This is a genomic window from Candidatus Albibeggiatoa sp. nov. BB20, assembly GCA_016744725.1.
GTDB lineage: Bacteria > Pseudomonadota > Gammaproteobacteria > Beggiatoales > Beggiatoaceae > Albibeggiatoa.
Genome location: JADGDW010000109.1, coordinates 1 through 4,364 on the forward strand (window position 1 = coordinate 1; position 4,364 = coordinate 4,364).

General features: G+C 36.3%; 4 protein-coding genes. 1 reads left to right on the plus strand and 3 read right to left on the minus strand.

Annotated features, from left to right (window positions below; genetic code table 11):
* Positions 1-391 (minus strand): nucleotidyl transferase AbiEii/AbiGii toxin family protein (locus ABXH34_RS12430; protein WP_353572206.1); only part of this gene is annotated, 391 nt, incomplete at its 3' end.
* Positions 391-1,290, minus strand: coding sequence for a type IV toxin-antitoxin system AbiEi family antitoxin domain-containing protein (locus tag ABXH34_RS12435; protein ID WP_353572207.1), 900 nt, complete (start codon positions 1,288-1,290; stop codon positions 391-393). The genes ABXH34_RS12430 and ABXH34_RS12435, both read right to left, overlap by 1 nt.
* 275 nt (positions 1,291-1,565) lie before the next feature.
* Between ABXH34_RS12435 and ABXH34_RS12440 the strand changes: the two genes are divergently transcribed.
* Positions 1,566-2,927 carry a KAP family P-loop NTPase fold protein gene (locus ABXH34_RS12440; RefSeq protein ID WP_353572208.1) on the plus strand — a complete coding sequence of 454 codons (1,362 nt, stop codon included), beginning with the start codon at positions 1,566-1,568 and terminating at the stop codon, positions 2,925-2,927.
* A 247-nt stretch (positions 2,928-3,174) separates the two neighbouring features.
* Here the strand turns inward: ABXH34_RS12440 and ABXH34_RS12445 are convergent.
* The coding region (locus ABXH34_RS12445; RefSeq protein ID WP_353572209.1) for a hypothetical protein at positions 3,175-4,364 on the minus strand (1,190 nt) is incomplete at its 5' end.

A 4,364-nucleotide genomic window follows, 5' to 3' on the forward strand; every position in this document is an offset into this window, starting at 1 on the left:
GTTTATGTTTAGGGCTACCCTTATACGCATAACCTATTTTCATTTGTATTGAAGGGTAGGTAGCGTTAGGCTCTTTTGGCTGTAGTTTGCTACTTTGTACACGGCAATCTAAATCATAATCTAAAATTTCAACCATTTGTGCTAGGCTGTCATTCAATGATTTGTGGACACTATCCTTCGTAATATCTTCTCCAAGTTTTCTTCCAGTTGAAAAATCTATGTTTTTTGTGTAACGGTAACTCTTGTATCGTATGGCTAGAAGAAGGCCTCCTTTTAACACCATACTTGTCTTAAGGTTTTCAGCGGCGGCAACTGCTGACAATATTGTATGCACTGCCTCTCTATTCTCTGTAGTTAAAGCTTCTTCAACCCATTCATTGATATTACTCATCAGTTACTATTCCGAAATACATTTAAGGAAATTTTCCACTTATCAGACCAGTCAGCAATATACTCTGCGCTAGAATCAAGCTTTCTAGAGCCTCCACGTTGAGCAAGTGAAGCCCATTTTTCAACGACATCGTTAACAATTCCTAGGCGTTCATCCAGAATATATCCTGCTCGGACTTTATCAATTGGAACACCATTTTTATCAATATCATCCGTTATTAACCTAAGATATTTCTCAGCATATTCTTCAAATATATCCAGTACATGATTAATTCCCCCACATAACTCAGGATGTCTTAACATCTCAAGAAATATTCTACCTATTGTGGAAACTCTAAGAGGTCGTCCTCTAACATTTCTATAAGCCCCTAAATGTTTAGAACTCAAGCAATGAACTTCAGTTTTATTAATTTTTTGCATTTTGGTTCTAACAAGCATTGGCAATCCTGCTGTACAGTAGTTTTCGTAATTATCTCCTAGGTCTTTCTGCATTTTCTCTTTGGCAAAATCACGCCATGTATTGGGCGAAGGAGAGGATATGAACAACTTCCCAGGAATTCGATCTGTTAATCCATGATATGACATGGCACTGAGATGAGACATATAGCAAAAGGGGTCTACGGTACAGGCGATATCCTCAGGGTCGCTATTATATCTGCCAAGAAGAGTAAAGATATTGGGGAGGTTTTTGTGAGAAGATAAAATACCTTCATCTAGTAGTTGCTCTAGGTATTTATCAAAATCTGCTCTCTCTGCAAAGTCTTTTTTTATATCTATGGCTTCTCCTTCATAAACCTTGTTACAGTATATGTTGTTTACAATTAATCCGAATTGATATTTTGATATGACGGGTTTCTCTAAATTTCCAAGTGATAATGTGATGGCTTTAGTTGCTTTCATGAGTTTAGTTTCTTACCCTTATGGATTTCACCTATATAAATAATTATTCATTATAATACATACGTCCTTAGGACGTATGTATTATAACATAAAAGTGAATTTATCAACATTTTTTGACAGCTTTAGGCAAATTATCACATTTGATTTTTATGGCGATAGTTATATTGAATTATATGCAAAATCACATAACAAACGCATGCAATAAGCGGTTGAAGTCATATTTTTCAGTTGTTATGATTACCTACCATTAAATTTAAAAATCAAACACAAAACTTATGAAATTAATTACACCGCCATTAGAAATTGATGAAACGAATCCGTTCAACAAAGAAGATGATATTTTCAATCGAAAAAGTCATGCAGAAGCTTTAACCAATCTAGTTATAAACTCAGATGATGCGTTGGTTATTTCGTTGGATGGGCAATGGGGAGAAGGAAAAACAACGTTTGTCAAAATGTGGCAAGGGCTTTTAGAACAAAAAGATGTGCCGAATATTTATATCGATGCGTTTGCAAATGATTATGTTGATGATGCTTTTATAGCAATTGCAAGTGAGATTACGAGTTATGCAGACGAGCATAAAATCAAAGGTGGTGTTGATGAGGTCATTGCATTTCAAGAAAAAGCCAAAAAAGTAGGGGTTCAATTGCTTTCATGGTCTGCAAAAACTGCAATTAAAGCCATGACTTTGGGTGCAATCAGAGATGCAGATATTGAAGAACTTAAAAATATTCAAGGGGATATTGAAAAAGGTGCATCTAGTTTAATCGAGAAGTTTATTGATGACAGGTTAACGTCTCATGCACAAAATGTTGAACTTATTAAAGCATTTAAGGATGAGTTATCTGAATTGCCATCGAAGCTAAAAAAGGGTGATAAACCGCTTGTTATCATTATTGATGAGTTAGATAGATGTAGGCCGACTTTTGCAGTGGAGATTATTGAGAAGATAAAGCATCTTTTTTCTGTAGAAAATGTGATGTTTGTTTTAGTGATGAATAAGGCACAACTTGAGGAATCAATCAAAAGTATCTACGGACAAAATATTGATGCTCATACTTATTTGCAGAAGTTTATTAATTTAGAGATGAAAATGCCAAAGAAAATGGGAAAGTTTGGTAATAATGATCTGAAGATTTATGCAGAAAAATTAACTGAATTGCATGAATTGGAAGATTTAAAAAGAGAACGTTATTTTTATGATTTTATGGCTTCGTTCTCGAATCATTTCAACTTATCTCTTAGGCAGCTTGAAAAAGTATTTTCAAATTTAGCAATATTAATGGCAGCTAAAGAATATGAAGATGTTGGTAATGTGTACTATCTTGCAGCTAGAATTTTTGTATCTGTTGTTAAAGTTGCAAAACCTAAAATATTTACTGTAATTTTATATGAAAAAATATCCTACAGTGATATAAGCTATAAATTAGAGCTTGACAAACTGTATAATAAACAACTTGTAGATATTCTTAAATACTGTCTATTAACGAGCGATGAGTTTCAGGCATTACCTGAAGGTCATAAGTTTAAAAAACATGGGAGAGACTATTCTTTTGCCGTTTCAGTTAGTGAAATAAGAGAGCAGTTGATTCTTAATTTTGCACAGCAGCTAAATTTTTTTGAATCGATTGATTGAAATGCACTTTAGACTTTTAAACAAAGAAGTTGTTTAGAAATAATAATGAACATCTCACAACCATTACTAACAGAGATTACCCAAAAACTCATCAATGCTGCCCAATCTCCAATTAACTCGCTACCAAGCTCAGCTTGGTAGTGTATGTTTAAGAAGCTCTGCTTCGAGACTGAATACATCAAGCAGAGCTTGATGGACAGGCATTACCAAATAGAATTTGGTAACGAGCTTGTCTGTTCAACCCAAGTTACCGCAATAAATTAGCCTCAATCATACCAATCCCCTCGCCTTGAGTAATTGTCAGAATAATCGCATATGCCCCTGTGCTCACTTCGATAATGTCCCCTTCTGCAATGGCTACAGTTTCAGTTTGTAAGTCTGCGAGATTAAGCAAATATAATTGACTGCTCACCTGACCTTCAAGCACCCGAGTGTTGACTTCGAGTTTCTGAGTCCCTTCTCCGCTGACAATAAAATTGAGTACCAATAGGTTTTCTAAATAACCGCGCACACTGAGATTAGCCAGATTTAATTGATTATCCTTAAGCGTAATGCCTGCCATGCCTCGATCTTTGATACCGTTTGATGACATTTGAATCGTATAAGCCCCCGCCGTCAATGTTGTATCAAAAGTGAAACTCTCAGTATTTTGTTGCTGTTCAATCAATGTGCCATACAAACCGATCTCTGCATCATATAAGGTTTCGCTTAACTTGAATTGTGGCAATACACCATCATCAATTGCTTCTGCGTGTAGGATCACATCGGTTGTGCCTGTGCCTTCGAGAATAAAGCCTAAAATCACATCTTCTGCATCGCCACGTAATAAGCCATGTCCACTAAAATTGAGGAATTCAAAATTGTCTGTATTGCCCGTATTTGCAACATCTTGCTTGCCATAAACTTGAGCAATGCAACTGCGGTTTTTATTCAAAATGACTTGCTGTTTTTCACAACCAAAACTGCCATCCCAAACCACTTGATAATCGTTTTCAGTCAAGCCTTGTGCGGTTTGAATCGCAACCAATTCCAATTTAACGGTTGTGCCACGGTCAAACATTTTCACACATGAACCTAATCCATATTCACAATCAATGCCGCTGGGAATACTGCGAATATGAGCGTGAGTGCCTGCCACGGAAAGTTGATAATAATCAGCAGGAATATCAATGCTGCCACTTTCAGAGCTGTCATTATCTGCAATGTTGGCGGTGATCTTATCAATGCTAAGTCCTTGTGCATAATCAGCTTCATCGCCATTTCCAACTTCAATGCTATGCACGATTGTGCCTGTGTGCTGTGAAGATTCATCTTGATTGTCATCAATCGCAGTAACAGTAATGGTTTGTGAATTCAATGCGGTTGCATCCGCTGCAAAAGACACACTGGTTTGATCCGTGCTTAACTGTGAATCGGGCGCAATGTTTACAATAATCG

What these genes read in the sequence shown, in the direction of transcription:
- ABXH34_RS12435 (WP_353572207.1), bottom strand. Translation starts at nt 1,290, where the DNA reads ATGAAAGCAACTAAAGCCATCACATTATCACTTGGAAATTTAGAGAAA.
- ABXH34_RS12440 (WP_353572208.1), top strand. Translation starts at nt 1,566, where the DNA reads ATGAAATTAATTACACCGCCATTAGAAATTGATGAAACGAATCCGTTC.